This is a genomic window from Streptomyces aquilus, from assembly GCF_003955715.1.
Lineage (GTDB): Bacteria > Actinomycetota > Actinomycetes > Streptomycetales > Streptomycetaceae > Streptomyces > Streptomyces aquilus.
This window is the reverse complement of the sequence record NZ_CP034463.1, coordinates 9,045,036-9,071,174: the sequence shown is the minus strand read 5'-3', so window position 1 is coordinate 9,071,174 and position 26,139 is coordinate 9,045,036. Positions and strand designations below refer to the sequence as shown.

Below are 26,139 nucleotides of genomic sequence, written 5' to 3'. Positions count from 1 at the left end.
GATGACGACCGCACCCGAGGGGGACCTCGTCCTCCAGGCCCTCGGCTCGATGGGCACGCCGTACGACCTCGCCGGGCACACCCGCCTGGACCTCGAAGGGCCGCAGGTGCTGTGGCTGGTGGCGTCCGGTGCGGTGGACCTGTTCGCGGTGGACGCCGAACAGCAGGGCCACTGGCACCACTTGGGCCGCCTGGAGGCGGGCTCGCTGCTGCTCGGCCCGACACCGGGCCCCCAGCACACCCTGGTGGCCCGCCCGCTCAGGGACTGCGTGGTGCACCGCATCGGGCTGCGCGAGCTGTACCAGCCCGCGAACACCCAGACCTGGTCCTACGACGAGTACGGCAACCCGCAGTACGTCCCGCCGACGACGAGCCCGCTGGAGTACGCCCTCGCCCTCGGTGTCGGCCGCAGCCTGTCCATCCTCTTCCAGGCGCCGATGGCGAGCGAACGCGCCGCGGAGATCACCGACGACGACGTCTTCTGGATGCAGGTCCCGCCGGGCAGTGTGCAGTACGGCTCGGTGTACGGCGCGGAGGCCGCCGCCGACCTGCTGATGGACCCCGCGGTGTGGCAGTCCATGGTCGACCAGCAGTACCGGCTGCTGACCACGCTGGACCGCTGGATCGAGCAGCTGGAACGCACCCACGAGACCCGCACCGCCGAGGGCATCAAGGCCGGTGAGGCGGTCCGCGCGCAGGCCGACCGGACGCTGCTGGCGTCGATCGGCAAGGCGTCGGGCAAGCGCGCCACGGCCGCCGACGCGGACGCCTCGTACGCGGCGTGCAAGCTGGTGGCGCAGGCGGCCGGGATCACCCTGACCGATCCGGCGCAGTCCGGCACCGGCAGCGACCGGCTCGACCCGGTGGAGCAGATCGCGCTCGCCTCGCGGGTGCGCACCCGGGCGGTCCGGCTGGACGGCACCTGGTGGCGGGACAACGTCGGCCCGCTGGTGGGCCATCGGGCGCTGTCCGGGGCGCCGGTCGCGCTGCTGTGGCGGCGCGGCGGCTATGTGGCGGTGCATCCGGCGACGGGGCGGGAGACGCCGGTCGAGAAGGCCAACGCGGAGGAGTTCGAGCCGCGCGCGGTGATGTTCTACCGCCCGCTGCCCGACCGGGCGCTCAGTCCGCTGCGGCTGCTGCGGTTCAGCATGCAGAACATGGGCGGCGACCTGACGAACCTCCTGCTCAGCGGCCTCGTCACGGTGGCGATCGGCGCGATCGTGCCCATCGCCACCGGCAAGGTGCTGGGTGAGTTCGTACCGAAGGCCCAGACGCATCTGATCGTCCAGGTCTGTCTGGCGGTGATGGTCGGCAGTCTCGTCGCCGCCACCTTCATGCTGTTGCAGAACCTGACGATCCTGCGCCTGGAGGGACGGATCGAGGCGACCCTCCAACCGGCCGTGTGGGACCGGCTGTTGAGGCTGCCCACCAAGTTCTTCACCGAGCGTTCGACGGGTGAGCTGGCGAGCGCGGCGATGGGCATCAGCGCGATCCGCCGGCTGCTGGCCGGTGTCGGTCCGGTGGTCGCCCAGTCGGTGACCGTCGGCGCGATGAACCTGGGCCTGCTGTTCTGGTACAGCGTGCCGATGGCGTTCGCGGCGATCGGCATGCTGGTCGTGATCGCCGGGGTGTTCCTCGGGCTCGGACTGTGGCAGGTGCGCTGGCAGCGGCGCCTGGTGGTGCTCGGCAACAAGCTGAACAACCAGGCGTTCCAGACCCTGCGCGGGCTGCCCAAGCTGCGGGTCGCGGCCGCCGAGAACTACGCCTACGCGGCCTGGGCCGCCCAGTTCGCGCGCAGCCGTGAGCTCCAGCAGAAGGTGGGGCGGATCAAGAACCTCACCACGGTGATGGGCGCGGTGTATCTGCCGGTCTGCACGCTGCTGATGTTCATGCTGCTGGCGGGCCCGGCGCGCGGGTCGATGTCGGCGGCGGCGTTCCTGAGCTTCAACACCTCGGTGACGATGGTGCTGACGTCCGTGACCCAGCTGACCGGCGCGTTCGTGTCGGCGGTGGGCGCGCTGCCGCTGTTCGAGGAGATCAAGCCGGTCCTGGAGGCCACCCCGGAGGTCCGCACGGCGAGCACCCGGCCGGGCCCGCTGTCCGGCGGGATCGAGGCGCGCCGGCTGTCCTTCCGCTACTCGGACGACGGCCCGCTGATCCTCGACGACGTGTCCTTCGAGGTGAAGCCGGGCGAGTTCGTGGCGATCGTCGGCCCGAGCGGTTGCGGCAAGTCGACGCTGCTCAGGCTGCTGATCGGCTTCGACCCGCCGGTCTCCGGCAGTGTGCTGTACGACGGGCAGGACCTGGCGGCCCTCGACCAGTCGGCGGTGCGCCGGCAGTGCGGGGTGGTGCTCCAGCACGCCCAGCCGTTCACCGGCTCGATCATGGACGTCATCTGCGGCAACGAGCCGTACACCCCGGAGGAGGTGATGGCGGCGGCGCAGATGGCGGGGCTCGCGGAGGACATCCAGCGGATGCCGATGGGCCTGCACACGATCGTCTCCGGCAGCGGAGCCGTCTCCGGCGGCCAGCGTCAACGGCTCATGATCGCCCAGGCGTTGATCCGCCGCCCGCGCATCCTGTTCTTCGACGAGGCGACCAGCGCCCTCGACAACGAGACGCAGCGCACGGTCATCGAGTCCACGAAGGCCCTCAACGCCACCCGCATCGTCATCGCGCACCGTCTGTCCACGGTGCTGGACGCCGACCGCGTGATCGTGATGGAGGACGGCAAGGTCGCCCAGCAGGGCCCGCCCGCACACCTCCTCGCGGACACGAACGGGCGGCTGCACGAGCTGGTGAGGCGGCAGATGGCGTAGGCGTCAGTCGAGCCCGGGCACGGGCGCGCCGGACGGGGCACCGGCGGCGACATAGCCGTCGTAGAACTCCTTCCAGGGCGCCCGGCTCCCGGGCGAGCCGTCGGCGTGCCGGTCCAGGGCGGCCAGGCAGACCTCCCAGCCGGCGCCGTTGCGGGCGGCGGTGTTCTCCTCGCTGAGCACGTTGGTGAGCGTGAAGCGGGTGCTCTTGTCGCCCAACTCCTCCAGGTCGAAGCGCAGTTCGTCGTCACCCCAGGCGAAGGAGAGGTGCCGGGGCGCTTCGACGGCGAGGACGCGGCCGGTGGATTCCGGCATGTTGGGGTCGCCGCTGAACCGCACCTCGCCGCCCGGGCGCAGGTCGATCTCGGCGCGGGACGGGAACCAGTGGGCGAGTTCGTCGGCGTCGGTCACGAACTGCCAGACGCGGTCGATCGGATGGCCGTAGGTGCGGCTGAAGCGGACGGCGGGGCGGCCGTCGTCGAGGGTCAGGTAGGTGCCGGTCAGGTCTGCGGACATGGCTGTCAGTCCTTCGGGAGGGGTTCCTCGGAGTCGTCCAGGCGTCGGCCCAGCGCGTCCAGACTGCTGTTCCACAGCCTCCGGTAGGGGGCGAGCCAGGCGTCGAGGGCGGCGATCGGGGCCGGGTCGAGGGCGTAGACGCGGCGCTGCGCCTCCTGCCGGACCCGGACCAGACCGGCCTCTCTGAGCACCTTCAGATGCTTCGAGGTGCTCGGCTGGCTCAGGCCGCATGCCTCCACGATCTCCCCGACGGGCCGCGGCCGCTCCAGGAGCAGCGCGACGATGGCCCGGCGGTGGGGATCGGCGAGGGCGGCCCAGAGCGCGGCGTCGGACATGAGTCCAATATGCCTCCATGGTTATATGCCGGTCAAGGCATACACGTTCCTCACTCCACCATCTGCGCGAGCACCGCCCTGAGCGCCGCCGCGAACCGGGCCGGATCCCGCAGGAACTCCATGTGGATGCCGGGGAACTCCACCCAGGGTGCCCCGATCCTGCGGGCGATCTCGACGGAGGGGCGCGCGTAGTAGGTGTCGTGGTCCTCCGCGCCGGCGGCCAGGACGATCGGGAAGGGCGCCGACTTCAGCGCGCCCTCGTCGGGCCGGAAGCCGGCGAAGCCGGGCCACTCGGTGCCGAAGAGATGGTCCTGGTTGCCCAGGAAGCGCCGCCACAGATCGTCCGGCCAGCGGTACGTCCCCTCGCCGCGGACCGTCTCGGCGAACCGGCGGCCCGCGGCCGGGGCGCCGCCCCGTGCGTAGCGGTCGGCGACGTCGGCGAAGAACTCGCGCTCCGGATCGTCGGCGGGCAGGACGTTCACGGCGGGCGGTTCGTGGGCGATCAGACCGGCCAGGCACTCGGGATGGAGCGCCGCCAGCGTCAGCCCGATGACGGCACCCCCGCTGTTGCCGAACACCAGCGCCCGGCCGCCGGCCGGCCCGGCGATGAGCGCGCGGGCGTCGGCCGCCTGCTCGGCGAGGCTCATCGGCGCCCCGGTGCGCCCCGTGCTGCGGGAGTTGCCGCGCCGGTCGTAGGTGATGACCGTGAACGCGTCGGCGAGGTCCGTCGCGACCTGCGCGTAGTAGCCCGCGTCCCCGCCCGCCCCGCTGATCATCAGCAGCGCCGGACCACTCCCCCGCACCTCGTAGTACAGCTCCGCGTTCTCGACCCCGAACGTGCCGCCGGTCACACTCGACCTCCCTCTCCAGCGAAACGTTGCCGTTTCGCTGGAAGTGCTCTAGCCTCGATGTGTACGAAACAGTTTCGTTTACGACTTCGTAAAATCCGAACGACTTCCCTGGAGTGGTTCTGCCATGTCCCAGAAGACCCTGACCGAGAACGCCCAGGCGGGCGCGGTCGAGGCGCCGTCCGACGCCTCCTCGAACAAGCGGTGGTGGATCCTCGCCGTCATCGCCCTCGCCCAGCTGATGGTGGTCCTCGACGCCACCATCGTGAACATCGCCCTGCCCTCGGCGCAGGCCGACCTCGGGTTCTCCGACGGCAACCGGCAGTGGATCGTCACCGCCTACGCGCTGGCCTTCGCCTCCCTCCTGCTGCTCGGCGGCCGCATCGCCGACCTCTTCGGCCGCAAGACGGCGTTCCTGATCGGAGTGGCCGGCTTCGCCGCGGTCTCCGCGCTCGGCGGTGCCGCGACCAACTTCGAGATGCTGGTCACCGCCCGTGCCCTCCAGGGTGCCTTCGGCGCCCTCCTCGCGCCCGCCGCGCTGTCGCTGCTGAACACCACGTTCACCGACGCCAAGGAACGCGCCAAGGCCTTCAGCGTCTACGGCGCCATCGCCGGCGCCGGCGGTGCGGTGGGTCTGCTGCTCGGCGGCATCCTGACCGACGCCTTCGACTGGCGCTGGACGCTCTACGTCAACGTCGTCATCGCCGTCGCCGCCTTCGCCGGCGGCTGGCTCCTGCTGCACAACCACCGCGACGCCGGGAACTCCAAGCTGGACGTGCCGGGCACGGTCCTGGTCGCCGCCGGTCTGTTCTCCCTGGTCTACGGCTTCTCCAACGCCGAGACGCACGACTGGGACTCGCCCGCGACCTGGGGCTTCCTGATCGCCGGCGGTGTCCTGCTGGCCGCCTTCTCCTGGTGGCAGACCAAGGCCGCGCACCCGCTGCTGCCGCTGCGCATCCTGCTCGACCGCAACCGCGCCGCCTCCTTCCTCGCCGTGCTGATCTCCGGCGGCGGCATGTTCGGTGTCTTCCTCTTCCTCACCTACTACCTCCAGCTCAACCTCGGCTTCAGCCCGACGAAGACCGGTGTCGCGTTCCTGCCGATGGTCGCCGCGCTGATGGTCGCCGCCCAGGTGGGCACGACCAAGCTGGTGCCGCGGATGGGCCCGAAGGCCGTCATCCCGCTGGGCTTCGGCATCGCCGCGGTCGGCATGGCCTGGCTGACCGGCATCGGGGTCGGGTCCTCGTACTCCAGCGCGGTGCTGCCGCAGCTGATCGTGATCGGTTTCGGACTCGGCCTGGTCATGCCGCCCGCGATGCAGCTGGCCACCGGCGGGGTCGCCGCGGAGGACGCCGGTGTCGCCTCCGCCACCGTCAACGCCATGCAGCAGGTGGGCGGTTCGATCGGTACGGCGCTGCTGAACACCCTGGCCGCGAGCGCCGCGACCGACTACCTGGCCGGCAAGGACCAGAGCAACAAGCTGGTCCAGGCCCAGGCCACCATCGAGAGCTACACCACCGCCTTCTGGTGGTCGGCGGGCCTGTTCGCGGTCGGCACGCTGATCGCGTTCCTGCTCTACCGCCGCGGAGTGCCGGAGCAGGACCCGGACGCCGCACCCATGGTCCACATGTAGTTCCCGCGAGTTCCCCCGATTCCCCCGAGCAGAGGGGCCGCCGTCATCAGGGAGACGGCGGCCCCTCTTCGCCGCCGTGCCTGTCCGGTTAGCGCGCATCACACGCCGGCGCGGTGAGGAAAGGCCCCGCATCGGGTACTCACGGGTCCATGCGAATCAGCGTGGTGGATGTGGGGTCGAAGACGGTCCGGCTGGTGGTGGCGGACGCCGAGGGCGGGGTACCGCTGCCCGTGCACACCGCGAAATGGCGGCTGCGCCTGTCCGAACAGGTGGAGCCGGGTGGCCCCGTGCCCGAGGAGGCGGTCGACAGACTCGTCGCCGCCGTGGCCGAGGCGGACCGGACGGCGACCGAGTGGGGCTCGGCCCCTCCGCTGGCCTTCGCCACGGCGGTGGTGCGCGGCGCGCCGAACTGCCGAGAGGTGCTGCGTGCCGTACGCACCCGCACCGGGGTCGAGCTGTGCACCCTGCCCGGCGAACTGGAGGCGGAGCTGACCTTCCTCGGGGCACGGCGCTGGATGGGCTGGCGGTCGGGGCCGCTGGCGCTGCTGGACATCGGGGGCGGCTCCCTCGAAGTGGCCTTCGGACGCGGCAGGTTGCCGGACTTCGTGGCCTCGCTGCCGCTGGGCGCGGGCCGGCTGACCCACGAGTTCTTCCGCGGCGAGGACCCGCCGTCGCCGGAGCTGCTGCGGGCGCTGCGGCGCCGGGTCCGGCATCAGCTGCGGGACGTGGCGGCCCGGATCCGCTGGGAGGGGCCGCACACGGCGGTGGCCACGTCCCGTACGTTCCAGCAGCTGGGCAGGTTGTGCGGAGCGCGGCCCGGGCGGCACGGACCGTTCGTGGAACGGGAGTTGCGCCGCTCGGACCTGCGTGCGGCGATCACCCGGCTGGCCGGCCTGCCCGCCGCCGAGCGCGCTCTGCTCCCCGGCATCTCCGCGCCACGGGCCGGCCAGAGCCTGGCCGGCGCGCTGGTCGGCCACACGGCCATGAAGCTGACCGGCATCAAGGCCGTCAGCATCTGCCCGTGGGCGATCCGCGAGGGCATCCTGCTGCGCCACATCGAGGACGGCCCGTCCTGGTGGGCGGGGGTCAGCCGCCGCGGTGAGGACAACGGCGGCCAGGAACTCGTGCCGCTGCGCATCGCGGCCGCGACGAACTGAGAGAACCTGAGAGAGGAGAGCGTGATGACCCACGACAAGAAGCGCCCCGAGACGGCCACGGAGCAGGTCCTGCGCAAGATCGAGGAGGCGGAACGCCACACCCGGGAGACCGAGGAACAGCGCCGCCGACGGGGCGAGGCCGGCGAGGCCATCACCCCCAACACCCGCGCCCAGGAGGAGTCCGAGGGCGACTAGGGCACCCGCCGCGGGGACACGCTGTCGTCGGCGCCGGCGCACCAGGCGCCGTGCCACACCACCCAGACGTGGCCCTCGGGGCCGTGGTGGATGTGCAGCCCGTCGACGACGGCCGACACGGGCAGGTCCCGGGTCCCGTCCTCGTCGGTGCGGTCCAGGGTGGTCGTCGTGTCGTCGGTGCCCGCGACGGTGATGCCGGCGCGGTCCGCCGTGAGGACGATCCGGCAGATCTCGGCCGTCGTCCGGGCCAGGAGGCAGCCGTTCACGCGGTGCGCGGCCTCCAGGAGGGCGACGACGAAGGCCGTCGGCGCCTCGATCACGCCGATGACCGCGGCAGCGGCGGCGTCCGAGGCCGCCGTACCGCCTTCGCGCGGGAAGTGCGCCGTGAACTCCATCTCCAAGACGGGCTCCAGGAGCCCGGACTCGGTGAGCAGCGGACGCTCCTCCGCACTCGTCGGTACCGGCGGGCCCTCCAGGAGCCCGAACTCAGTGAGCAGCGGACGCGGGGCGGCCGACTGAGGGCGGTCTCGGAAACTCCGCGTATACGACGGCTGTCATGGCCCTCGGAGCCGCTCGGCCGGTTTCCGCCGTTGCCCGGCATCCCCGGGCGGCGGCCTTGACTGCGAGGGCCGGCCGGGTGGCCCCACTCCGCCCGGCCGGCCCTCGGTGCGAGATCACGGGGGTCCTCGTGACGGCGCCCGCGCTCCCCAGCCACGGGCGGCCGTCCGGTTCCACGGGAACCCCGCGACCCCGGCTCTAGAAGGTGAAGAGGCTCGCCCCGAGGGAGCCCTTCACACACTCGTTGGCGAAGGTGCGCTCGTAGGAGACGCGCTTGCCCTGCCAGACACCGTCGACGGTGACGACCACGGGGTCGTACTGCTTGGTGCACTGCACGCCGTCACGGACCTGGAACGCGTCGAGGTCGCCGCCCACGCCACGCAGTTCGGCGCAGGCCAGGGCCGCCGCGGGGTGCGTGCCGGAGGCGGTCGGTGCGCAGGTCAGGGTGACGGCGCGGGCCGGGGTGGCGGTGGCGGCGCTGTCGCCGTGGCCCAGAGTGAGGACCAGGGCGGAGGGGGCGTAGAGCGAGTCCGGGGCGGCCAGCGCGGCTCCGGTGAGGGGGCCGCAGACGGCGCCGGCCGTGAGGGCGAGGGTCGCTGCCCAGCGCGCGGTGTTCCGCATGGTGTGCATCCTTCCGCTGATACGAGGGTGGTGCCGCGCCCGGCACGGTCGGTGCCGGGGCGGCGAGCGCGAGTCTGCCGAGTCCGCGGCCGGAACACACATCGACCCCACGCGTTTCAGTAACCTTTCGTGTTGAATCAGTGGCGCGAAGTCACGGAATTCGAACACCGGAGCCCAGTAACCGCACGGTTCTTGATCGTCGCCACCGACCGAATGGCCGGTTCACACCCGCTCTGCAATCGGCCTGAAACATTCCGGTTGAGCTCTCGGCGCACTCCGTCCCGTTCCCTTGCGTTCACGTTCCGGCGGAGTAATCGTCATTACATGATTACGACCGAGCAACGAGAGAAGCTGCGCGGCTGGTTCGCCGGGCGGCTGCCCGACGACCTCTTCGAGGAACTGGCCGACCTGACCGTCGACCGCGAGGAGATCACCGTCATCGGCCGCATCCCCGCACCCCGGCTGACCGAGGGCGCCTCGGCCACCGAGCGGGAGGCGGCCGTGCGGAGCCGGATGCAGGAGTTCCGGGAGCGCACCCGCGAGACCCGGATCGAGGTGGCCCGCGAGGCCGAGCACCGGTTCCGCCGCAAGGTGTCCTGGGGCGTGGAGTGCGCCGGGGAACGCGCCCTCTTCACGCATGTGGCCGCGCCCGTGATGACCCGGCTGCGGCAGCCCGAGCGCCAGGTCCTGGACACGCTCATCGCGGGCGGCGTGGCCCGCAGCCGCAGCGACGCGCTCGCCTGGTGCGTCCGCCTGGTCCAGAAGCACACCGACGACTGGCTCACCGAACTGCGCGACTCCCTCGAACACGTCCAGCGGGTCCGCGCGCAGGGGCCCGACGCCGAGCCGGAGGACGCCCCGACGGACCCGAGCGAGGGAGGTACCGCCACCGACTGATGGAGGTTTTGCACATCCCTGACACGCATGATGGATGAACCGTCCTCTGGTGCGGCCCCCGACCCCGGCCTTACCGTCGGCAGACCCCCGAGAGGACGGCCTCCTCTCCCGCCGCACACCCCCGCGACGACGACCGGCCGCCCCGCCGAAGCCCCTCCCCGCGCCACGACGCGCTCCACCGCCGGTCCCCTTCGCTGGAGCCCCCTTGTCCCCGCAGCCCGACCCTTCGTCCGCGCCGTCCCTGACCGAGGTCGAGACCCACGGTGTCGACCGCATCCCCGACGCGGACCGCACCGCCACCCCGCTGGACCTGTTCCGGCTCGCCTTCGGCGGCGCCAACACCTTCTCCACCTGTGTGCTGGGCGCCTTCCCGATCCTCTTCGGCCTCTCCTTCTGGCAGGGCCTCGCGGCCACCGTGCTGGGCGTCGTCGCCGGTGCGCTGATCCTGTGTCCGATGGCGGTGTTCGGGCCGGTCAACGGCACCAACAACGCCGTCTCCTCCTCGGCGCATCTCGGAGTGCACGGCCGTGTGGTCGGCTCGTTCCTCTCCCTGCTGACGGCGATCGCGTTCTTCTCCATCTCGGTGTGGAGCTCCGGCGACGCCCTGGTCGGCGGCGCCCACCGGCTGTTCGGACTGCCGCGCGGCGATCTGAGCTACGTCGTGGCCTACGCGCTGTTCGCCTGTCTGGTCCTCGCGGTGTGCGTGTACGGCTTCCGGTTCATGCTGTTCGTCAACAAGGTCGCGGTGACCTCGGCGAGCGTGCTGTTCCTGGTCGGCGCGATCGCCTTCGCCGGCGACTTCGACCCGTCGTACGCGGGCGTCTTCACGGACTCGGCGGACGCGGCGACGCAGTCCCTGTTCTGGCCGTCCTTCATCGGCGCCGCCCTGATCGTGCTGTCCAACCCGGTGTCGTTCGGCGCCTTCCTCGGCGACTGGTCGCGCTACATCCCGGCGAGCACCCCGCGCCGCCGCGTCATCGGCGCGGCCTTCCTGTCCCAGATCGCCACGCTGCTGCCGTTCCTGTTCGGCCTGGCGACCGCCAGCATCATCGCGACCAAGGCACCGGACTACGTCGACCCGGCCGCCCCCGACTTCGTGGGCGGACTGCTCGCCATCTCGCCGAGCTGGTTCTTCCTGCCGGTGTGTCTGCTGGCCCTGATCGGCGGCATGTCGACCGGCACGACCGCGCTGTACGGCACCGGCCTCGACTTCTCCTCGGTGTTCCCGCGGCTGTCCCGGGTGCAGGCGACGCTGCTGGTCGGCGTCGCGTCGATCGCGTTCATCTTCATCGGGCGGTTCGGCCTGAACCTCGTCCAGTCGATCTCGACGTTCGCCACGATGATCATCACCTGCACCACACCGTGGATGGTCGTGATGATCCTGGGCTTCCACACCCGGCGCGGCTGGTACGACCCGGAGGCCCTCCAGGTCTTCAACCGCCGTCAGAGCGGCGGCCGTTACTGGTTCGCGCACGGCTGGAACTGGCGCGGCATGACCGCCTGGTGGGTCTCCGCGCTGCTCGGTGTGCTCTTCACCAACATCCCGGGCCAGTTCGTCGGCCCGCTGGGCGACCTCGCCAACGGCGTCGACATCAGCCTGCCGCTGTCGCTGGTGGTCTCCGCGGTGCTGTTCCTGACGCTGCTGCGGGTGTTCCCCGAACCGCGGGCCGTGTACGGGCCGGAGGGCGCGCGGCTGGCGCGGACCGTCGACGTGCCGGTGCCGGCCATCACCGGGCCGGGCGCGGAGTCCGCCGAACCGGCGCCCGTCACCGCGGCCAACGGGGGCTGACCCGGTGTGCTGAACGGCCCTTACCCGTCAGTATCGTCGGAGCGCAACGCGTTCTCAGCGACGAGAGGCGGGACCCACGGATGGCCAAGCACTGGGCGGACTTCCAGTACGAGATCTATCTCAACGGGCTGTCGGGGGCCGTACCGCGGCTCCCGACCGACCTGACCCGCCTGGAGGAGCTCACCGAGCAGCGGCTCGGGCCGGGGCCGGTCGGGTACGTGGCGGGCAGCGCGGGCGACGGCAGCACGGCCCGGGCCAACCGGGCCGCGCTGAAGCGCCGGCGGATCGTGCCGCGCATGCTGCGGGACGTGCACGAGCGGGACCTCGCCGTCGAGGTCCTAGGCCGGTCCCTGCCCGCCCCGCTGGCCCTGGCACCGGTCGGCGTGCTGTCGATCATGCACCCGGACGCCGAGTCGGCCGCCGCCCGGGCCGCCGCCGCGCAGGGCGTGCCGTACATCCTGTCCTCCGCCTCCAGCACGCCGATGGAGCAGGTCGCGGAGGCGATGGGGGACGCCGAGCGCTGGTTCCAGCTGTACTGGCCCAAGGACCCGGAGGTCGCCCGGAGCTTCCTGCGGCGGGCCAAGGCGTCCGGATTCACGGTGCTCGTCGTCACCCTGGACACTCCCCTGCTGGCGTGGCGGCCCCGCGACCTGGACCAGGCGTACCTGCCGTTCCTGCACGGCGTCGGCACCGCCAACTACTTCTCCGACCCGGCGTTCCAGGCGGCCCTGGCCAAGCCGGTGCACGAGGACCCGAACGCGGCGGTGCTGCACTTCGTGGGCATGTTCGCGGACCCCGCGAAGACCTGGCCGGACCTGGCGTTCCTGCGCGAGAACTGGGACGGCCCCATCGTGCTGAAGGGCATCCAGCACCCGGACGACGCGCGGCTGGCCGCCGATGCCGGGATGGACGGCGTGGTCGTCTCCAACCACGGCGGCCGGCAGGTCGCCGGGGCGATCGGCGCGGCCGACGCGCTGCCCCGGGTCGCCGAGGCGGTCGGCGACCGGCTCACCGTCCTGTTCGACAGCGGCGTCCGCACCGGCGACGACGTCTTCAAGGCCCTCGCGCTCGGCGCGCGAGCGGTGCTCGTCGGACGGCCGTACGTCTACGGCCTCGGCCTCGACGGACAGGCCGGCGTCGAGCACGTGATCCGCTGTCTGCTCGCCGAACTCGACCTCACCCTCGCCCTGTCCGGACACGCCACACCCACCACCGTGGGCCCCGCCGACCTCATCGAGGAGCCCGTATGACCGCCCCCGAAGCCGAAGAGCCCGCCGTCACCGCACCCGAGGCGGGAGAGCCCGCCGTGACCACCCCCGAGGCCGAAGAGCCCGCCGTCACCGCACCCGAGGCCGAAGAGCCCGCCGTGACCGCCCCGAAGAACGTACTCGCCGTCATCGCCCCGCACGTCGGCGGCCGGGCCGCCGGAGCCGGGCTCGCCACGCTCTTCCCCGGCGAGGCCGAGGTCACGGTCGTCGAGCGGACCGACGAGAACCCTGAAGCCCTGCGCGCGGCGCACGTCGTCATCACGGCCCTCGCCCCCGTCACCGCCGAACACCTCGCCGCCGCACCCGAGTTGCGGCTGGTGCAGTGCGCGAGCCACGGCTTCGACTACGTCGACGTCGAGGCCGCCCGGGACCTCGCGGTACCGGTCTGCACCATCGGCTCCAGCGGCGCCGAGGCGCAGAACGTGGCCGAGCAGACCTTCGCCCTGATGCTCGCGCTGGCCAAGCAACTGGTCCCGGCCCACAACGCCCTCGTCGAGGCCGACTGGGCGCTCCCCCGCCTCCAGCGGTCCCTGACCGAACTGTCGGGCAAGACGCTGGGCATCGTCGGCCTGGGGCAGATCGGGCGCGAAGTGGCCCGGCGCGCGGTCGCGTTCGACATGAGCGTCGTCTACGCGGGACGGCGCCGGGTGCCGGAGGAGACGGAGGCGCGGCTGGGCGGCGCCCGCCATGTACCGCTCGACGAACTGCTGCGCGTCTCCGACTACGTCTCGCTGCACGCGCCCCTGACCGACGACACGCGCCACCTCCTCGACGCCCCGCGGCTCGCGCTGCTCAAACCGACCGCGTTCGTCGTCAACACCGCGCGGGGCGCCCTGATCGACCAGGACGCCCTCGCCGACGCCCTGGAGAAGGGCGCCCTGGCCGGGGCGGGCCTCGACGTCTTCGACCCCGAACCGCCCACCCCGGCCCTGCGGTTGCTGCGCGCCCCGAACGTGGTGCTGTCACCCCACGTCGGGGGCGTCACCCGCGAGACGCTGGTGCGGATCGCCCTGGCCGCCGTCCAGAACGTGGCCGGCTATCTGGCGGGCGATCCGCCCCGGGACATAGTCAGCGGGCCCGCCCCTGCTCGCTGAGGTCGACGGCCCGCACGGACGGGGCATCGGAGTCGGGGACCGACAGGGCGCCGGTGCTGGGCGAGACGGAGTCCGTCACCCAGCGCTGCTGGTCGGAGCCGTCACGGACCTTGACGACGATGTCGGCGTCCGGCTCCCCGCTGGTGGAGGTGACGGCGAGCTGGTCGTCCCAGCGGGTGAGCAACTCGCCCTGCACGGTGATGTCGTAGCGCACGTCGGCGGCCCGCTTGCCCTTGTCGTCGGCGCAGGTGCCGAGGATGACCACACCGGCGTCGGCGTGCGAGTCGAGGCACAGGTCGGGGTCGGCGGCACTGCGCAGCAGCCCGTCGTCCTCGTCGTACGTCCACTTCTGGGTGTCGTCGTCCGAGCAGGCCTCCAGCTCGGTCGCGGCGCCCTTCCGTACCGCGCCCCGGATGTCGAGGCAGAGGTCGGAGCCGACGTTGCGCAGCCTGGATCTGCTGGGCACCAGGGGGAGTTGGGCGGTGCCCGGCGGGGACGCGGAGACGCCGTCCGGAGCCGACTCGCTGCCGGTGGCGCTGGTGGAGGCGGCCGGGTCGACGCCGCCGTCGTCCGACCACAGGCTCGCGGCGAGCACACTGGCGATCAGTCCGGCGGAGGCGAGGCCCACTCCGGTGAGCAGCACCCGGGAGGGGCGGGGGGCCTCGGGGGGACGGCGGCCGGGCGTGGGGATGCGGGACAGCAGCCGCCGGCGTCCGCCGCCGTGCCGGCCGCCGCCCTGCGCGCGGGAGTCCTGCGCACCTTGTCCGCGCCGGGAGTCGAGATAGCGACGGGCTCCCCAGCCGAGCACGGCCTCGGCGAGCAGCGTGCCCAACCCGCCCTCGAAATGGCCGAGTTGTTCGGCGGCGAATCGGCAGTAGGAGCACTCGTCCAGATGCCGCTGGACATCCGGCAACAGTGCGCCGCCGCGGCGAATCGGGACATCGAGGAGGCGGTTGTAGAACCGGCAATCCTTGGTCGGCGCGAGTTCCCGATGGGCATGTACACAACCCTCACGGAATTTGTCACGCGCCTGTTCGAGAGCGGCCGAGGCGCTGACGGTGTCCATACCGAGCAGGCCGGCGGGGACGGCTATCGGCTCGGCCTCGACCTCGGTGTGCCAGAGCAGACAGCGGGCGAGTCCGGGCAGCGCGAGGAATGACCGCTCGGCGAGTTTGCGGTTTTCGGGCGTCATGGACTTCGCCGCCCGCATACCGCGACCGCCGGCGGGTTTCGCGAGATCTGGCAGAACACCGGATATTCGGTCCTCGGCCGACCACTCGCGGACGGTGTCCCGCGCGCGTACGAGGAGGCGGGGGCGCAGCGCGGTGGCGGGCTCGCCGAGGGCGAGCCGGTCGAGGACTTGGTGGAAGGCGGCCGCGGTGACCATGGAGGCCACCTCCGAGCGGGCGGCCAGGCAGATGACGGCGTACTCGTGGACCGGCTGCCAGTGACGCGCCATCAAAAGCGCGGCCGACTGGGCCGCTTCGCCGTCCGGACGGCCGCGCAGATGGGCGGCGAGGTCGTCGTCGGATTCCCCCGGAACCCCGCCGGGCGGCGGGTACGGAGGGCGAGGGGGGTGGGGGGTGGGCACTGAGCGGGTTCCTTCCCACGCGCATGTGGTTCTGTGGTTCAACTCGCCGAAAAGGAGCGGGGACGGTTGCGTCCTCTCCGGTGATGCGCGAGGAGCGTGAATTCACGGCGGCTCGTCCGGCCCGGTTCCCCACGGGACGAATGAAGACCCGGCCTTTACCCCCCGCACGGGTAGTTCACCCTTGCACAACGGGGTCATGACCAACAAGGCACTTGAGCAACATCAGCATCGTTGAAAGATAGTCAGAAACAAGGTCGGCGCAGCTCTCCCCTCCTTGCTTTCGCTATTTCACACGCCCCGTGTGAAACACGCGCACGCGCCGGGGCATCGCGCACGCTCCCGGCGCGCACCACCCCGTAGTGCACTGGTATCGGCCCCTCGGAGGCCACGCACAGGACGGCGGCTCTCCTGTGCGCAACCGGCCGCCGACCCCGATCCTCCCGCCCTCGGTCGGCGGCCCCGAGGGCAGACCGGGGTCGGCCAGGCCGGCCGGCGCCGGGTGCGCCGGCGTCTCGGCTCTGCCGGCCGGTGCGTCGTGCGGCCGCGTCTCGGCCCTGCCGGCCGGTGCCTCGTGCGGCCGCGTCTCAGATCTGCCAGGAGCGCAACCGGTCCGCGGCGCCGTAGACGTCGGCCTTGCCGGAGATCAGGTCGCGGGCGAGGTCGACCAGGGCGCCGTAGGGCGGGTCGATGCCGACGCCGCTGACGAACATGTACGCCACCGCCGTCGCGCAGGCGAAGCGGGCGTTGGCCGCGGGCAGCGGCTTGAGCAGGGCGAGGGTGTGCAGCAGCGCGGCGGCCCGCCAGGCGGGGTCGGAGTCCACGCCGAGCCTCGGCGGGTCGACGCGATGCCGGGCGACGGCGGCCACCAGTGCCGAGAAGTCGTTGATCGTGGGCTGGTCCGGCAGGACCTCTTCATGACGCTGGAGCAGCCAGGGGACGTCGATGTGGACGACGGAGGCCATCGGTCAGCCGGCCCGCCGCTCGCCGTGCCCGGCCGGTTCGTCGTCGGGAAAGGCGGCCGCGAACTCGTCGGCGTGGGTCGCGAAGAACCGCCGGAACGCCTCCGCGCCTTCCTTCAGGGCACGGTGCCGCGCGATGTCGGCGGCGGCCGCCTCCCGGACGAGGGCCTTCATCGACGTACCGCGCTCCTTGGCGATCTGCCGCAGGTCCTCTAGTTCACGATCACTGAACTCCACGTTGAGAGCTGGCATGCCCCAACGGTACCGCTGGGGTACTGACCCGTAAATACCCCCAGGTCATAGCCCTTCTTGGCGGGTACCTGGGGCGCTCAGCACGACGTCCGAATCCCGCCGGTGACGGGCCGCCCGGCGCAGCAGACTCGTAGCCATGGACACACACGCGCACACGGACACGACGACCTTCACGACGATCGAGAGCCCTCTCGGCGAGCTGCTCCTCGTGGGCCGGGCAGGGGTGCTCACCTCACTGTCGATGCCGGGGCAGCGCACCGCACCGGCCGTCCGCGCCGACTGGCGGCGCGACGACGACGCCTTCAGCGAGGCCACCGCCCAGCTCGCCGCGTACTTCGCGGGCCGGCTCACCCGTTTCGACCTGCGGTTCGCCGCCGACGGCACCGACTTCCAGCGGCGCGTGTGGCAGGCGGTCGACGCGATCCCGTACGGCACCACGACGACGTACGGCGCGCTCGGCGCGCGGCTCGGTGTGGCGCGGGCCGACACCCCGGCCGTGGGCGCGGCGCTCGGCGCCAACCCCCTGCTGATCGTGCGGCCCTGCCACCGGGTGATCGGCGCCGACGGCTCGATGCGCGGGTACGCGGGCGGCGTGGAGCGCAAGGTGCGGCTGCTCACGCACGAGGGCGCACTGCAACCGACGCTCGTCTGACGGGAGGACCCTCATGACCCTCACCCTGAACCAGGCCCGCCAGCGGGTCGCCGGGACCGACTGGGACGCGCTCGCCGCGGAGCTGGACGAGTACGGCAGCGCGCCCACGGGGCCGTTGCTGACGCCCGCCGAGTGCCGTGACCTGACGGCCCTGTACGAGAAGCCGGAACTGTTCCGTACGACCGTCGACCTGGCCCGGCACCGCTTCGGCTCCGGCCAGTACCGGTACTTCACCCACGACCTGCCCGCCCCGGTGGCCGCGCTGCGGGCCGCGCTCTACCCGCGCCTGCTGCCGGTCGCCCGCGACTGGGCGGCCCGCCTCGGCCGTCCGGCGCCCTGGCCCGACTCCCTCGCGGAGTGGCTGGAGCGCTGCCACGCGGCCGGGCAGGACCGGTCGGCGCAGATCCTGCTGCGGTACGGGACGGGCGACTGGAACGCCCTGCACCGGGACGTGTTCGGCGAGCTGGTCTTCCCGCTCCAGGTCGTCGTCGGGCTCGACGTGTACGGCACGGACTACACGGGCGGCGAGTTCCTGATGGTGGAGCAGCGGCCCAGGGCGCAGTCCCGGGGCATGTCGACCGTGCTGCGGCAGGGCCACGGGCTGGTCTTCACCACCCGGGACCACCCGGTGCGCACCCGCCGCGGCTGGTCCGCCGGTGCGATGCGGCACGGCGTGAGCACGGTCCGCTCCGGCCACCGGCACACCCTGGGCCTGGTCTTCCACGACGCGACCTGAACCAGCCCCTGCCCTGGCCCTCAGCCGTGCGCCCACAACCCCTTGCGCCGGTAACCGGCCTGCCAGAACAGGCGGTTGAGGACGCGGACCGGCGGCGGCATGCTGCCGAGGAACCTGGCACGGTCGGCGGGCGGGGCGCCGTCGACGACCCACGGCACGAACACCGCGGCGCCGCGCACCCCTTGGGTCTCCCGGATGCGGCCGATGAAGGCGCCCCAGTCGGCGTCCGTCAGGACGTCCTGGATCAGGGGCAGGGCATCGTCCTCCTCGTGCTTGAGATGGTCGTCCAGGGTCGCGGTCAACGCCCGGACCAGATCGCCGAGTTCGGGGGCGCGGTCGGCCAGCGCGGTGTCGACGGCGGCCAGCAGGGGATCGATGCGGGAGTGCTCGTCCTCCATCGCGTCGAGCAGCGCGAGCTCGCGCGGCCGCCCGGCGACCCGCTCCCTGACGCGCGGCCACAGCCCGGCGTCCTCGGCGGTGTGGTGGACGTGCAGCTGGTGCTGGAAGTTCTGCCAGCCGGTCCGGACCGCGGGGGTGCCGGCCCGTCCCTCGGCGACGGCGTCGGCCAGCCGGGCCAGATCGCGGCGGAAGGCGTCGTGGGACGCGTACATGGCGGTGAAGTCGATGGTCACCGGTCCTCCTCAGGGCCCACGGATGCGGACTCGCGGTCAAGAGGCCGGGGTGTCGCGGCGGTGTGACACCGCGCCCTCCCGGTGAGGCACACGTCACATTCAGGCCGTCCGATGTCACATTCGCGCCTCCGGAAGCCCTCGCAGTAGTGAGCGCGTACCGGGAGGCCCACGCATGTCCAAGATTCGTTTTCCCGAGGCCGACGAGGCGACGGACGTCTTCGTCGGCCATCGTGAGCTGCTGTTCGGCATCGTCTACAACATGCTGGGCAGCGTCGCCGACACCGAGGACGTCTTGCAGGAGACCTGGCTGTCCTGGACGGCCCGGCGCCGGATCACCGACTCGCCCCTGGACGGGATCGCCAACCCGCGCGCCTATCTCGTCCGTATCGCCGTGAACCACGCCCTCGGCCGACGTGCCGCGATCAACCGGCGGCGCGAGACGTACGTCGGCCCGTGGCTGCCGGAGCCACTGGTCGCGGACGACACCGCCGACGACCCCGCGATGCGCGCCGAGTCGGTCTCCCTGGCGCTGCTGGTGGTCCTGGAGTCGCTGACCCCGCTGGAACGCGCGGTGTTCGTGCTGCACGAGGTGTTCGGGTACCCGCACACCGAGATCGCGGAGATCCTCGACCGCACCCCGGCGGCGGTACGGCAGGTGGCGCACCGGGCCCGCGACCACGTGCATGCCCGGCGGCCGCTGTACGAGGCGCATCCCCGGGTGCGGCGGGAGGCGACCGAGCGGTTCGTGGAGGCCGCGCTCGGCGGGGACATCGGCGCGCTGATGGAGATCCTCGCCCCGGACGTGACGGTGTGGACGGACGGCGGCGGCAATCGCCGGGGGGCGGGGTCGCGCCCGGTGCGCGGCCGGGACAAGGTCGCGCGTCTCATCGACGGGTTCCGCTCCCGCGGTGCCTCGCTCGACCTGGAGCTGCGCTACCGGCAGGCCAACGGCGACGCGGCGGCCGTGCTGTTCGAGGGCGGGGCGCCGTACGCGGTGATGGTCATGGACCTCACGCCCGAGGGCGACCGGGTGTCCGACATCTACATCGTCGCCAACCCCGACAAGCTCGGGCACGTCGAGCGGGGGGAGCGATGAGCGGGGAGCGGATCGCCGACTGGTTCGACGGCCGGCTCGGCATCCACTCCCTCGGCCGGCGCTATCTGCGCAAGGTCTTCCCGGACCACTGGTCGTTCCTGCTCGGCGAGATCTGCTTCTACAGCTTCGTCGTGCTCGTCCTCAGCGGGGTGTGGCTGACGCTGTTCTTCCATCCCTCGATGAACGAGGTGACGTACCACGGCGGTTACGTCCCGCTCAACGGGGTGCGGATGTCCGAGGCGTACGCCTCCACGCTGGAGATCAGCTTCGACGTGCGCGGCGGGCTGCTGATCCGGCAGCTGCACCACTGGTCGGCGCTGGTGTTCGTGGCCGGGATGCTGACGCACATGATGCGGCACTTCTTCACCGGTTCGTTCCGCAAGCCGCGGGAGGTCAACTGGGTGTTCGGCTGGACCCTGTTGTTCCTCGGGCTGTTCGAGGGCCTCTTCGGCTACTCGCTGCCGGACGACCTGCTGTCGGGCACGGGGCTGCGGTTCGTCAACGGGGCGCTGCTGGCGGTGCCGGTCGTGGGGACGTATCTGTCGATGTTCCTGCTGGGCGGCGAGTTCCCCGGGAACGACATCGTGGCCCGCTTCTACTCGCTGCACATCCTGGTGATCCCGGGCATCATGGCGGCCCTCGTCGTGGCCCATGTCCTCCTCGTCGTGTACCACAAGCACACCCAGTTCGCGGGCCCCGGCCGGACCGAACGCAACGTCGTGGGCGCCCCGTTCCTGCCGGTGTACCTCGCGAAGGCGGGCGGCTTCTTCTTCCTGGTGTTCGGCGTCCTCACCCTGATCGCGGCGATGGCGAGCATCAACCCCGTGTGGCAGTACGGTCCCTTCCGCGCCGACCAGGTCTCCACGGGCGCCCAGCCGGACTGGTACCTGGGCTTCGCCGAGGGGCTGGTGCGGATCATGCCGGGCTGGGAGATCACCCTGTGGGGGCACACGCTCGTGCTGGGCGTCCTGATCCCGATCCTGGTGTTCCCGTTGCTGCTGGTGTTCATCGGCGTCTACCCGTTCGTGGAGGCCAGGGTCACCGGCGACCGGCGCGAGCACCATCTCCTGGACCGCCCCCGCAACCGCCCGGTCCGCACCGCGATCGGCGCGGCCTGGATCAGTCTGTATCTGATCCTGCTGGCAGGCGGCGGCAACGACCTCGTGGCGACCCGCCTCCACCTGTCGATCAACACGGTCACCTGGGTGGTGCGGGTCGGGGTGTTCGCCGTCCCGGCGGCGGTCTTCGTCGTCACCCGGCGCATCTGCCTGGGCCTGCAACTCCGCGACAGGGAACTGGTGTTGCACGGCCGCGAAACGGGCGTGATCAAGCGCCTCCCGCACGGCGAGTACATCGAGGTCCACGAGCCCCTGGACCAGGCCAGGCTGCACACCCTGACCGCCCACGAACGGCCGAAGGAGCTCGTGGAACACGAACGTTAGTCACCAGGCGCGAACTCGAAGGTCTCCGGGGCCGAGTCGTGGAGCCGCACGGTTCGCGGGAGTTCGATCGCCGGGAGGGGCTCCATGACCCCGGAATCGCCCGGTGCATGGAGCCCCCGCGAACCGTTTTCCTCCTACGTCTGGTCCGCCACGAAGGAGGCCATCCGGGCCAGGGCGGAGTTCCAGTTGATGGTGTGCTCGTTCGTCGACCAGGACTGGATGTCGTCGATGTAGCAGAACTGGCCGACGCAGCCCTGGAGTTTGCTCTGTGCGTAGGGGTCCTGGATGCCCGAGTTCGGTCCGCCGGCGAGGGTGCCCTTGGGCGGGTTCGGGAGGTTGGGGTCGAGCTGGTGGGCGTACCAACGGCTGTGCTGGTTGTGGGAGTTCACCTCGCCGTAGCCGGTGACGTACGACATGTTGAGCGCGTTGCGGCCGAAGAGGTAGTCGACGCTCTGGAGGGCGCCGTCCCGGTACTTCGAGCCGCCCGTGATGTCGTACGCGGTGGCGATGACGATGCCGTTGTGCAGGATCTGGTGGTTGGAGCCCCAGTCGTAGAGGTTGTCGGTGGGCGCGTACGGCATGCCGTACGGCTGTGACGTCAGCGTGGTCAGGTAGCGGTCGGCGCCCTTGACGACCGACTGGCGGACCTTGTCGCGGCCGGGCAGCTTGCTGGGCACGGTCGCGAGGTCGAGGCGGGCCGCGGCGGCCGTGCGGGCCCAGTCGTAGCCGAGGGGGCCGAAGATGTCGGCGGTGTGGACGGGCGAGTTGAGGACGTAGTCCGCGAACTGCTTCTCCCCGGTGGTGAGATACAGCTCGGCCGCCGCCCAGTAGAACTCGTCGGTGGCGTCGGTGTCCGCGTAGGCGCCGCCGCCGATGCCGTCGTTCGGGTCGGCGTGCAGGGCGGGGTGCGCGAGCGCCGCGGTCCAGGCCGTGCGGGCGGCCGCGAGGGTCTTCGCCGCGAACGCCTTGTCGTAGGGCTTGTAGAGGCGGGCCGCCTGCGCCGCGGTGGCCGCGAGGTTCAGGGTCGCCTCGGTGGTCGCCGGGTGCAGTTCACGCTTCTGCGGGTCCTCGCTCGGCAGCAGTGGAAGGCCGGTCCACGCCTCGTCGTGGATCTTGTGGTGGGCCATTCCGGCCAGCGGCTGCCCCGCGGGCACCTGCATCTTCAGCAGGAACTCCAGCTCCCAGCGGCTCTCGTCGAGGATGTCCGGCACCTTGTTGCCGCTCTCCGGGATGGCGAGGGTGCCGTCGCCGAGCTTGCCGGGCCGTCCGGTGCGGGCGTGCAGGGCACGCTCGTAGGTGCTCAGCAGCTCCCAGGTGGAGATGCCGCCGTTGACGACGTACTTGCCGTGGTCGCCGGCGTCGTACCAGCCGCCGGTGACGTCGAGCTTGTAGTCGCAGACGCCGGGCTGGCAGGGGACGGCGGAGTCGCCCTGGTTGGGTGCCACGTCGACATGGCCGGCGGCGCGGCCGTAGCCGGGGCGCAGGTCGTCGCGGATCGCGATGCCGCTGCGCTGGGTGTAGTAGTACTTCAGCGCGTCCAGGCGGAGTTGCCGGTAGGCGGCGGTGCCGATGTCGAAGGGACGGCTCGTCTCCCCGTCGGCGACCAGCGTGTACCCGGTGCCCTCCTTCCGGTACGACCCGAAGTCGATCGACTGGACGTTCTGCCCGGAGGACGCGTCGACGCCCCGCGGCGTGGTCGACCCCTGTGCCACGACGGTCCCGGAGGCGTTCTTCAGCTGCCAGGGCAGCTTGCCCGTCGCGTCCGTGACGAGCGTGGCGTTCTTCGGACCGGAGGGCAGATAGGCGACCTGGTTCACGCGCACGCGCGGCCCGGTGTCGGGCTCGTACACCTCCGGCGGCACCCCGCCGAGCAGGGACACGTCGTCCATGCAGAACTTCCAGGCGTCCGCGCTGCCGCCGAGCTGGAAGCCGACCTGCGCCTGGGTGGCGTCCACGGGCGAGGTGAAGGTGTACGAGTACGTGTTGCCGGAGACGCTGAGCTGCGGGCTGACCTCGAAATAGGTGTCGTACGGCGCCACTTGGAGCCCCACGATCGCGCGCACGACATGCCCGTCGGGCGAACCGTTCGCGGTGAAGGCGAACTTGTACGACTCCCCTTTGACCAGCGTGACGTCGTTCTGGCCGACGGCGGCGTCCCAGCGGTTGGCGGTGCCGCCCGGCACGTCCGCGCACAGCTGCCCGCCGGACAGACCCGCGGTGACGTTGCTGGTCGCCCACCACGGCTCGGTGGTGGTGTCGAAGGTGCCGTTCTTGAGCTGCTCGACCTCGTCGGCGGTCGCCGGCGAGGACGGCGCGGCGACAAGTACCGCTCCCAGCAGGGCCGTCAGGGACAGCAGGGTGGTGTTGCGTCTTTTCACGTCCGGGCTCCTCGGTGAGCTACGGGCGACGCTCGCAAAATGGGAGCGCTCCCAAGAGACGGTCGGAGGCCATGCTTGTTGCAGGCATGACACCTCGTCAACGGTCCGGACGGGACTGGTTGGCCAGACGGCCCCACCCGTCACATCGGCCGGATTTCCCCCTTGACCGCGGGGCGTCCCCGCCATCGGGCGGCTAGGGGGGTTCCCGTCCGCGCCGGGGCCCGACGCACTAGGCTGGAACTCAAGTGACGGCTTTGTTCACTGTGAGTGTCCGCAATGGAGTGGCGACGATGAGCCCGGACTACCCGTTCGACGATGCCGCGACGGCACGGGCTGTCATCGACGAGCGGGGCCGAGTCGTGGAGTGGAACGGCGGCGCGGAGCGGCTGCTCGGGCTCCCGGCCGCCGACGTCGTGGGCCGTCCCGCCGAGAACCTGCTGGTCGGCGACGGGGCGGGGGCGGCCTTCGCCCCGGCCGGCGCCCGCTGGGACGGCACGGTCACGCTGCGCCACCGCGACGGCCGCGCTGTGTCCGTGTGGCTGCTCGCCCACCACCGCCCCTCCGACGACGGCACGCCGGGCCACTGGCTCGTCGTCACCCCGCTGGAGGGCGGCGGCCCCCGCTCCGCCGACGACCCCCTGGCCACCGCGGCGCTCGTGCAGTCGCCGTGCGCCGTGGCGGTCTACGACGAGCGGCTGCGGCTGAGCCATCTCAATGACGCCATGGCCGAGGTGATAGGGCTCCCGGAGGAGCGCATCCGGGGCCTCAGGCTGTCGGAGATCGGCGGCAAGCCGCAGAGCGCGGAGCTGGAGCGGCATCTGCTGCGGGTGCTCACCTCCGGCCGGGCCGAGGACGTCCAGACCTACATGCGCACCGGCGGCGAGTCGCTGGCCCACGCCTGGCTGGCCCGGATGGCCCCCGTCACCGACCGCGAGGGACGGGTCCGGGGCGTCTGCCTGGCGGCGCACGACTTCACCGAGAACTACCTCGCGCGCGAGCGGCTGCAACTGGTCAACGAGGCGAGCGTCCGCATCGGCACCACCCTCGACGTCACCCGGACGGCCCAGGAGCTCGCCGACGTCTGCGTGCCCGCGCTCGCCGACTTCGTCAGCATCGACCTGCTGGACCCGCGGGAGAACGGCGACCCGCTCCCGCCGGTCACCGCCCCGATCGTGCTGCGCCGGGCCGCCCACCAGTCGGTCAACCCGGGCACCCCGGAGGCCGTGGCCAAGCCGGGGCAGGTAGAGATGTACCCTGCCTCCTCGCCACAGGCCGACTCGCTGGTGGCGGGCCGTACGATCGTCGCCACCGTGGCCTCCGGGCAACTGGACGAGTGGCTGAACTGGAACAAGGCGCGCGGCGACGCCGTCCGGCAGTTCGGCATCCACTCCACGATGTCGGTGCCGATCCAGGCCCGCGGTCTGACCCTCGGGGTCGCGGTGCTGACCCGGTTCCGGCGGCCCGATCCGTTCACGCCGGACGACGTGCTGCTGGCCGAGGAGGTCACGGCCCGCGCGGCCGTCTGCATCGACAACGCCCGCCGGTTCTCCCGCGAGCGGGAGACCGCGCTCGCGCTCCAGCGCAGCCTGCTGCCCCGCTCGCTGCCGCGCACCGCGGCCGTGGCGGCGGCCTCCCGGTATCTGCCGGCCGCGCGGGCGGGCGTGGGCGGCGACTGGTTCGACGTGATCCCGCTGTCCGGGATGCGGGTCGCGATGGTCGTCGGCGACGTCGTCGGCCACGGCATCCAGGCCTCGGCCACCATGGGCCGGCTGCGCACCGCCGTGCGCACCCTCGCCGACATCGACCTGGCCCCGGACGAGCTCCTCACCCACCTCGACGACCTCGTCGTACGGCTGTCCGCGGAGGCCGGTGCGGAGGGCAGTCCGGGCGAGGTCGGGGCGACCTGTGTGTACGCGGTCTACGACCCGGTGTCACGGCGCTGCACGCTGGCCCGGGCCGGGCATCCGGCACCGATGCTGATCCCGCCCGGCGGCGCGCCCGAACAGCTCGACCTGCCGTCCGGCCCGCCGCTGGGCGTGGGCGGGCTGCCCTTCGAGTCGGCCGAGCTGGAGCTGCGCGAGGGCTCGGTGCTGGCGTTCTACACGGACGGGCTGGTCGAGTCCCCGGAGCGGGACATCGACGCCGGGCACGCACTGCTGAGCCAGTCGCTGGCGGTGTTCTCCGACTCGCTGGACGAGACCTGCGACCGGGTCCTGCACGCCCTGCTGCCGGCCGGCGGCTCCACCGACGACGTCGCCCTGCTGCTGGCCCGCACCCGGGGACTGCCCGCCTCCCAGGTGGCGACCTGGCACATCCCCGCCGACCCCGCGCTCGTCGCCCCCATCCGCAAGCAGGTCGTCGACCAGCTCGGCACCTGGGAGATGTCGGAGGCGTCCTTCACCGCGGAACTGGTGGTCAGCGAACTCGTCACCAACGCCATCCGGTACGGCGCCCACCCCATCCGGCTGCGTCTGATCCACGACGCCACCACGCTGATCTGCGAGGTGTCCGACACCAGCCACACGGCCCCGCATCTGCGCCGCGCCAAGACCTGGGACGAGGGCGGCCGCGGTCTGTTGCTGGTCGCCCAGCTCACCCAGCGCTGGGGCAGCCGGCACACGACCGACGGCAAGACCATCTGGGCGGAGATCGAGCTGGTCGACGAGGAGTGAGCG

General features: G+C 71.9%; 23 protein-coding genes. 13 read left to right on the top strand and 10 right to left on the bottom strand.

Annotation, left to right across the window (positions count from 1 at the left end; all coding sequences use genetic code 11):
• Position 1 precedes the first annotated feature (1 nt).
• Positions 2-2,818 (top strand): NHLP bacteriocin export ABC transporter permease/ATPase subunit, encoded by a 2,817-nt coding sequence (locus tag EJC51_RS41560; RefSeq protein WP_126275825.1) that lies wholly within the window; start codon positions 2-4, stop codon positions 2,816-2,818.
• A gap of 3 nt (positions 2,819-2,821) precedes the next feature.
• Here the strand turns inward: EJC51_RS41560 and EJC51_RS41555 are convergent, their stop codons facing one another.
• From EJC51_RS41555 to EJC51_RS41545, 3 genes are read right to left on the bottom strand one after another with little or no spacing between them, the layout of a single operon-like run.
• Positions 2,822-3,331 carry an SRPBCC family protein gene (locus EJC51_RS41555; RefSeq protein ID WP_126275824.1) on the bottom strand — a complete coding sequence of 170 codons (510 nt, stop codon included), beginning with the start codon at positions 3,329-3,331 and terminating at the stop codon, positions 2,822-2,824.
• 5 nt (positions 3,332-3,336) lie between these two features.
• Positions 3,337-3,666 carry an ArsR/SmtB family transcription factor gene (locus tag EJC51_RS41550; protein ID WP_126275823.1) on the bottom strand — a complete coding sequence of 110 codons (330 nt, stop codon included), beginning with the start codon at positions 3,664-3,666 and terminating at the stop codon, positions 3,337-3,339.
• A gap of 50 nt (positions 3,667-3,716) precedes the next feature.
• Complete coding sequence (locus EJC51_RS41545) at positions 3,717-4,517, bottom strand: alpha/beta fold hydrolase (RefSeq protein ID WP_244363082.1); 801 nt, start codon at positions 4,515-4,517, stop codon at positions 3,717-3,719.
• Between the two features lie 124 nt (positions 4,518-4,641).
• On the opposite strand from EJC51_RS41545, the gene EJC51_RS41540 reads away from it, so the two are divergent.
• From EJC51_RS41540 to EJC51_RS48005, 3 genes are all read left to right on the top strand, one after another.
• The gene (locus EJC51_RS41540; RefSeq protein ID WP_126275822.1) at positions 4,642-6,147 is read left to right on the top strand and encodes an MFS transporter; all 1,506 of its coding nucleotides are present in this window, start codon (positions 4,642-4,644) and stop codon (positions 6,145-6,147) included.
• Between the two features lie 149 nt (positions 6,148-6,296).
• Positions 6,297-7,304 (top strand): Ppx/GppA family phosphatase, encoded by a 1,008-nt coding sequence (locus EJC51_RS41535; RefSeq protein ID WP_126275821.1) that lies wholly within the window; start codon positions 6,297-6,299, stop codon positions 7,302-7,304.
• A 24-nt stretch (positions 7,305-7,328) separates the two neighbouring features.
• Positions 7,329-7,499, top strand: a complete 171-nt coding sequence (locus EJC51_RS48005; protein WP_165951090.1) for a hypothetical protein — start codon at positions 7,329-7,331, stop codon at positions 7,497-7,499.
• On the opposite strand, the gene EJC51_RS41530 is transcribed toward EJC51_RS48005, so the two are convergent.
• Together EJC51_RS41530 and EJC51_RS41525 are read right to left on the bottom strand one after the other, a co-directional pair.
• Positions 7,496-7,900: a hypothetical protein gene (locus tag EJC51_RS41530; protein ID WP_126275820.1), complete on the bottom strand. Its 405-nt coding sequence runs from the start codon at positions 7,898-7,900 to the stop codon at positions 7,496-7,498. The genes EJC51_RS48005 and EJC51_RS41530 overlap by 4 nt on opposite strands.
• A 355-nt stretch (positions 7,901-8,255) precedes the next feature.
• On the bottom strand, positions 8,256-8,678 hold the full coding sequence (locus tag EJC51_RS41525; RefSeq protein ID WP_126275819.1) for a protease inhibitor: 423 nt from the start codon (positions 8,676-8,678) through the stop codon (positions 8,256-8,258).
• A gap of 324 nt (positions 8,679-9,002) precedes the next feature.
• On the opposite strand from EJC51_RS41525, the gene EJC51_RS41520 reads away from it, so the two are divergent.
• The 4 genes from EJC51_RS41520 to EJC51_RS41505 all read left to right on the top strand — a co-directional run bounded on the left by EJC51_RS41520 (position 9,003) and on the right by EJC51_RS41505 (position 13,726).
• Positions 9,003-9,575 (top strand): hypothetical protein, encoded by a 573-nt coding sequence (locus EJC51_RS41520; protein WP_126275818.1) that lies wholly within the window; start codon positions 9,003-9,005, stop codon positions 9,573-9,575.
• Positions 9,576-9,780: 205 nt separating this feature from the next.
• Positions 9,781-11,364 carry a purine-cytosine permease family protein gene (locus EJC51_RS41515; RefSeq protein WP_126275817.1) on the top strand — a complete coding sequence of 528 codons (1,584 nt, stop codon included), beginning with the start codon at positions 9,781-9,783 and terminating at the stop codon, positions 11,362-11,364.
• Positions 11,365-11,444: 80 nt separating this feature from the next.
• Positions 11,445-12,614, top strand: a complete 1,170-nt coding sequence (locus EJC51_RS41510; protein ID WP_126275816.1) for a lactate 2-monooxygenase — start codon at positions 11,445-11,447, stop codon at positions 12,612-12,614.
• Positions 12,615-12,730: 116 nt separating this feature from the next.
• On the top strand, positions 12,731-13,726 hold the full coding sequence (locus EJC51_RS41505) for a 2-hydroxyacid dehydrogenase (protein WP_126277330.1): 996 nt from the start codon (positions 12,731-12,733) through the stop codon (positions 13,724-13,726).
• On the opposite strand, the gene EJC51_RS41500 is transcribed toward EJC51_RS41505, so the two are convergent.
• The 3 genes from EJC51_RS41500 to EJC51_RS41490 form a co-directional block, all read right to left on the bottom strand.
• The gene (locus tag EJC51_RS41500; RefSeq protein WP_126275815.1) at positions 13,701-15,317 is read right to left on the bottom strand and encodes an RICIN domain-containing protein; all 1,617 of its coding nucleotides are present in this window, start codon (positions 15,315-15,317) and stop codon (positions 13,701-13,703) included. The genes EJC51_RS41505 and EJC51_RS41500 overlap by 26 nt on opposite strands.
• Positions 15,318-15,901: 584 nt before the next feature.
• A complete protein-coding gene (locus tag EJC51_RS41495; protein WP_126275814.1) occupies positions 15,902-16,279 on the bottom strand; it encodes a toxin Doc in 378 nt (125 codons plus the stop codon).
• A gap of 3 nt (positions 16,280-16,282) precedes the next feature.
• Complete coding sequence (locus tag EJC51_RS41490) at positions 16,283-16,528, bottom strand: hypothetical protein (protein WP_097271791.1); 246 nt, start codon at positions 16,526-16,528, stop codon at positions 16,283-16,285.
• Between the two features lie 136 nt (positions 16,529-16,664).
• Here EJC51_RS41490 and EJC51_RS41485 point away from each other — a divergent pair, with 136 nt between their 5' ends.
• Positions 16,665-17,180 (top strand): methylated-DNA--[protein]-cysteine S-methyltransferase, encoded by a 516-nt coding sequence (locus tag EJC51_RS41485; RefSeq protein WP_126275813.1) that lies wholly within the window; start codon positions 16,665-16,667, stop codon positions 17,178-17,180.
• Positions 17,181-17,193: 13 nt separating this feature from the next.
• Positions 17,194-17,916, top strand: coding sequence for a 2OG-Fe(II) oxygenase (locus tag EJC51_RS41480; protein WP_126275812.1), 723 nt, complete (start codon positions 17,194-17,196; stop codon positions 17,914-17,916).
• A 20-nt stretch (positions 17,917-17,936) separates the two neighbouring features.
• Here the strand turns inward: EJC51_RS41480 and EJC51_RS41475 are convergent, their stop codons facing one another.
• Positions 17,937-18,548, bottom strand: a complete 612-nt coding sequence (locus tag EJC51_RS41475; protein WP_244363079.1) for a hemerythrin domain-containing protein — start codon at positions 18,546-18,548, stop codon at positions 17,937-17,939.
• A 172-nt stretch (positions 18,549-18,720) separates the two neighbouring features.
• Between EJC51_RS41475 and sigJ the strand changes: the two genes are divergently transcribed.
• A complete protein-coding gene (sigJ, locus tag EJC51_RS41470) occupies positions 18,721-19,644 on the top strand; it encodes an RNA polymerase sigma factor SigJ (RefSeq protein ID WP_126275811.1) in 924 nt (307 codons plus the stop codon).
• Positions 19,641-21,086, top strand: coding sequence for a cytochrome bc1 complex cytochrome b subunit (gene qcrB / locus EJC51_RS41465; RefSeq protein ID WP_126275810.1), 1,446 nt, complete (start codon positions 19,641-19,643; stop codon positions 21,084-21,086). Before sigJ ends, qcrB begins: the two co-directional genes overlap by 4 nt.
• A 134-nt stretch (positions 21,087-21,220) precedes the next feature.
• Here the strand turns inward: qcrB and EJC51_RS41460 are convergent, their stop codons facing one another.
• Positions 21,221-23,464 (bottom strand): glycoside hydrolase family 9 protein, encoded by a 2,244-nt coding sequence (locus EJC51_RS41460; RefSeq protein WP_126275809.1) that lies wholly within the window; start codon positions 23,462-23,464, stop codon positions 21,221-21,223.
• Positions 23,465-23,754: 290 nt separating this feature from the next.
• Here EJC51_RS41460 and EJC51_RS41455 point away from each other — a divergent pair, with 290 nt between their 5' ends.
• Positions 23,755-26,136, top strand: coding sequence for a SpoIIE family protein phosphatase (locus tag EJC51_RS41455; protein WP_126275808.1), 2,382 nt, complete (start codon positions 23,755-23,757; stop codon positions 26,134-26,136).
• Positions 26,137-26,139 lie beyond the last annotated feature (3 nt).

Bases quoted from the DNA above. Each gene is read 5' to 3' on its own strand.
- EJC51_RS41485 (WP_126275813.1), top strand. From the start codon at position 16,665: ATGGACACACACGCGCACACGGACACGACGACCTTCACGACGATCGAG.
- EJC51_RS41535 (WP_126275821.1), top strand. From the start codon at position 6,297: ATGCGAATCAGCGTGGTGGATGTGGGGTCGAAGACGGTCCGGCTGGTG.
- EJC51_RS41490 (WP_097271791.1), bottom strand. From the start codon at position 16,528: ATGCCAGCTCTCAACGTGGAGTTCAGTGATCGTGAACTAGAGGACCTG.
- EJC51_RS41510 (WP_126275816.1), top strand. From the start codon at position 11,445: ATGGCCAAGCACTGGGCGGACTTCCAGTACGAGATCTATCTCAACGGG.
- EJC51_RS41525 (WP_126275819.1), bottom strand. From the start codon at position 8,678: ATGCGGAACACCGCGCGCTGGGCAGCGACCCTCGCCCTCACGGCCGGC.
- qcrB (WP_126275810.1), top strand. From the start codon at position 19,641: ATGAGCGGGGAGCGGATCGCCGACTGGTTCGACGGCCGGCTCGGCATC.
- EJC51_RS41560 (WP_126275825.1), top strand. From the start codon at position 2: ATGACGACCGCACCCGAGGGGGACCTCGTCCTCCAGGCCCTCGGCTCG.
- EJC51_RS41520 (WP_126275818.1), top strand. From the start codon at position 9,003: ATGATTACGACCGAGCAACGAGAGAAGCTGCGCGGCTGGTTCGCCGGG.
- EJC51_RS41455 (WP_126275808.1), top strand. From the start codon at position 23,755: ATGAGCCCGGACTACCCGTTCGACGATGCCGCGACGGCACGGGCTGTC.
- EJC51_RS41555 (WP_126275824.1), bottom strand. From the start codon at position 3,331: ATGTCCGCAGACCTGACCGGCACCTACCTGACCCTCGACGACGGCCGC.
- EJC51_RS41550 (WP_126275823.1), bottom strand. From the start codon at position 3,666: ATGTCCGACGCCGCGCTCTGGGCCGCCCTCGCCGATCCCCACCGCCGG.
- EJC51_RS41540 (WP_126275822.1), top strand. From the start codon at position 4,642: ATGTCCCAGAAGACCCTGACCGAGAACGCCCAGGCGGGCGCGGTCGAG.
- EJC51_RS41480 (WP_126275812.1), top strand. From the start codon at position 17,194: ATGACCCTCACCCTGAACCAGGCCCGCCAGCGGGTCGCCGGGACCGAC.
- EJC51_RS41495 (WP_126275814.1), bottom strand. From the start codon at position 16,279: ATGGCCTCCGTCGTCCACATCGACGTCCCCTGGCTGCTCCAGCGTCAT.
- sigJ (WP_126275811.1), top strand. From the start codon at position 18,721: ATGTCCAAGATTCGTTTTCCCGAGGCCGACGAGGCGACGGACGTCTTC.
- EJC51_RS48005 (WP_165951090.1), top strand. From the start codon at position 7,329: ATGACCCACGACAAGAAGCGCCCCGAGACGGCCACGGAGCAGGTCCTG.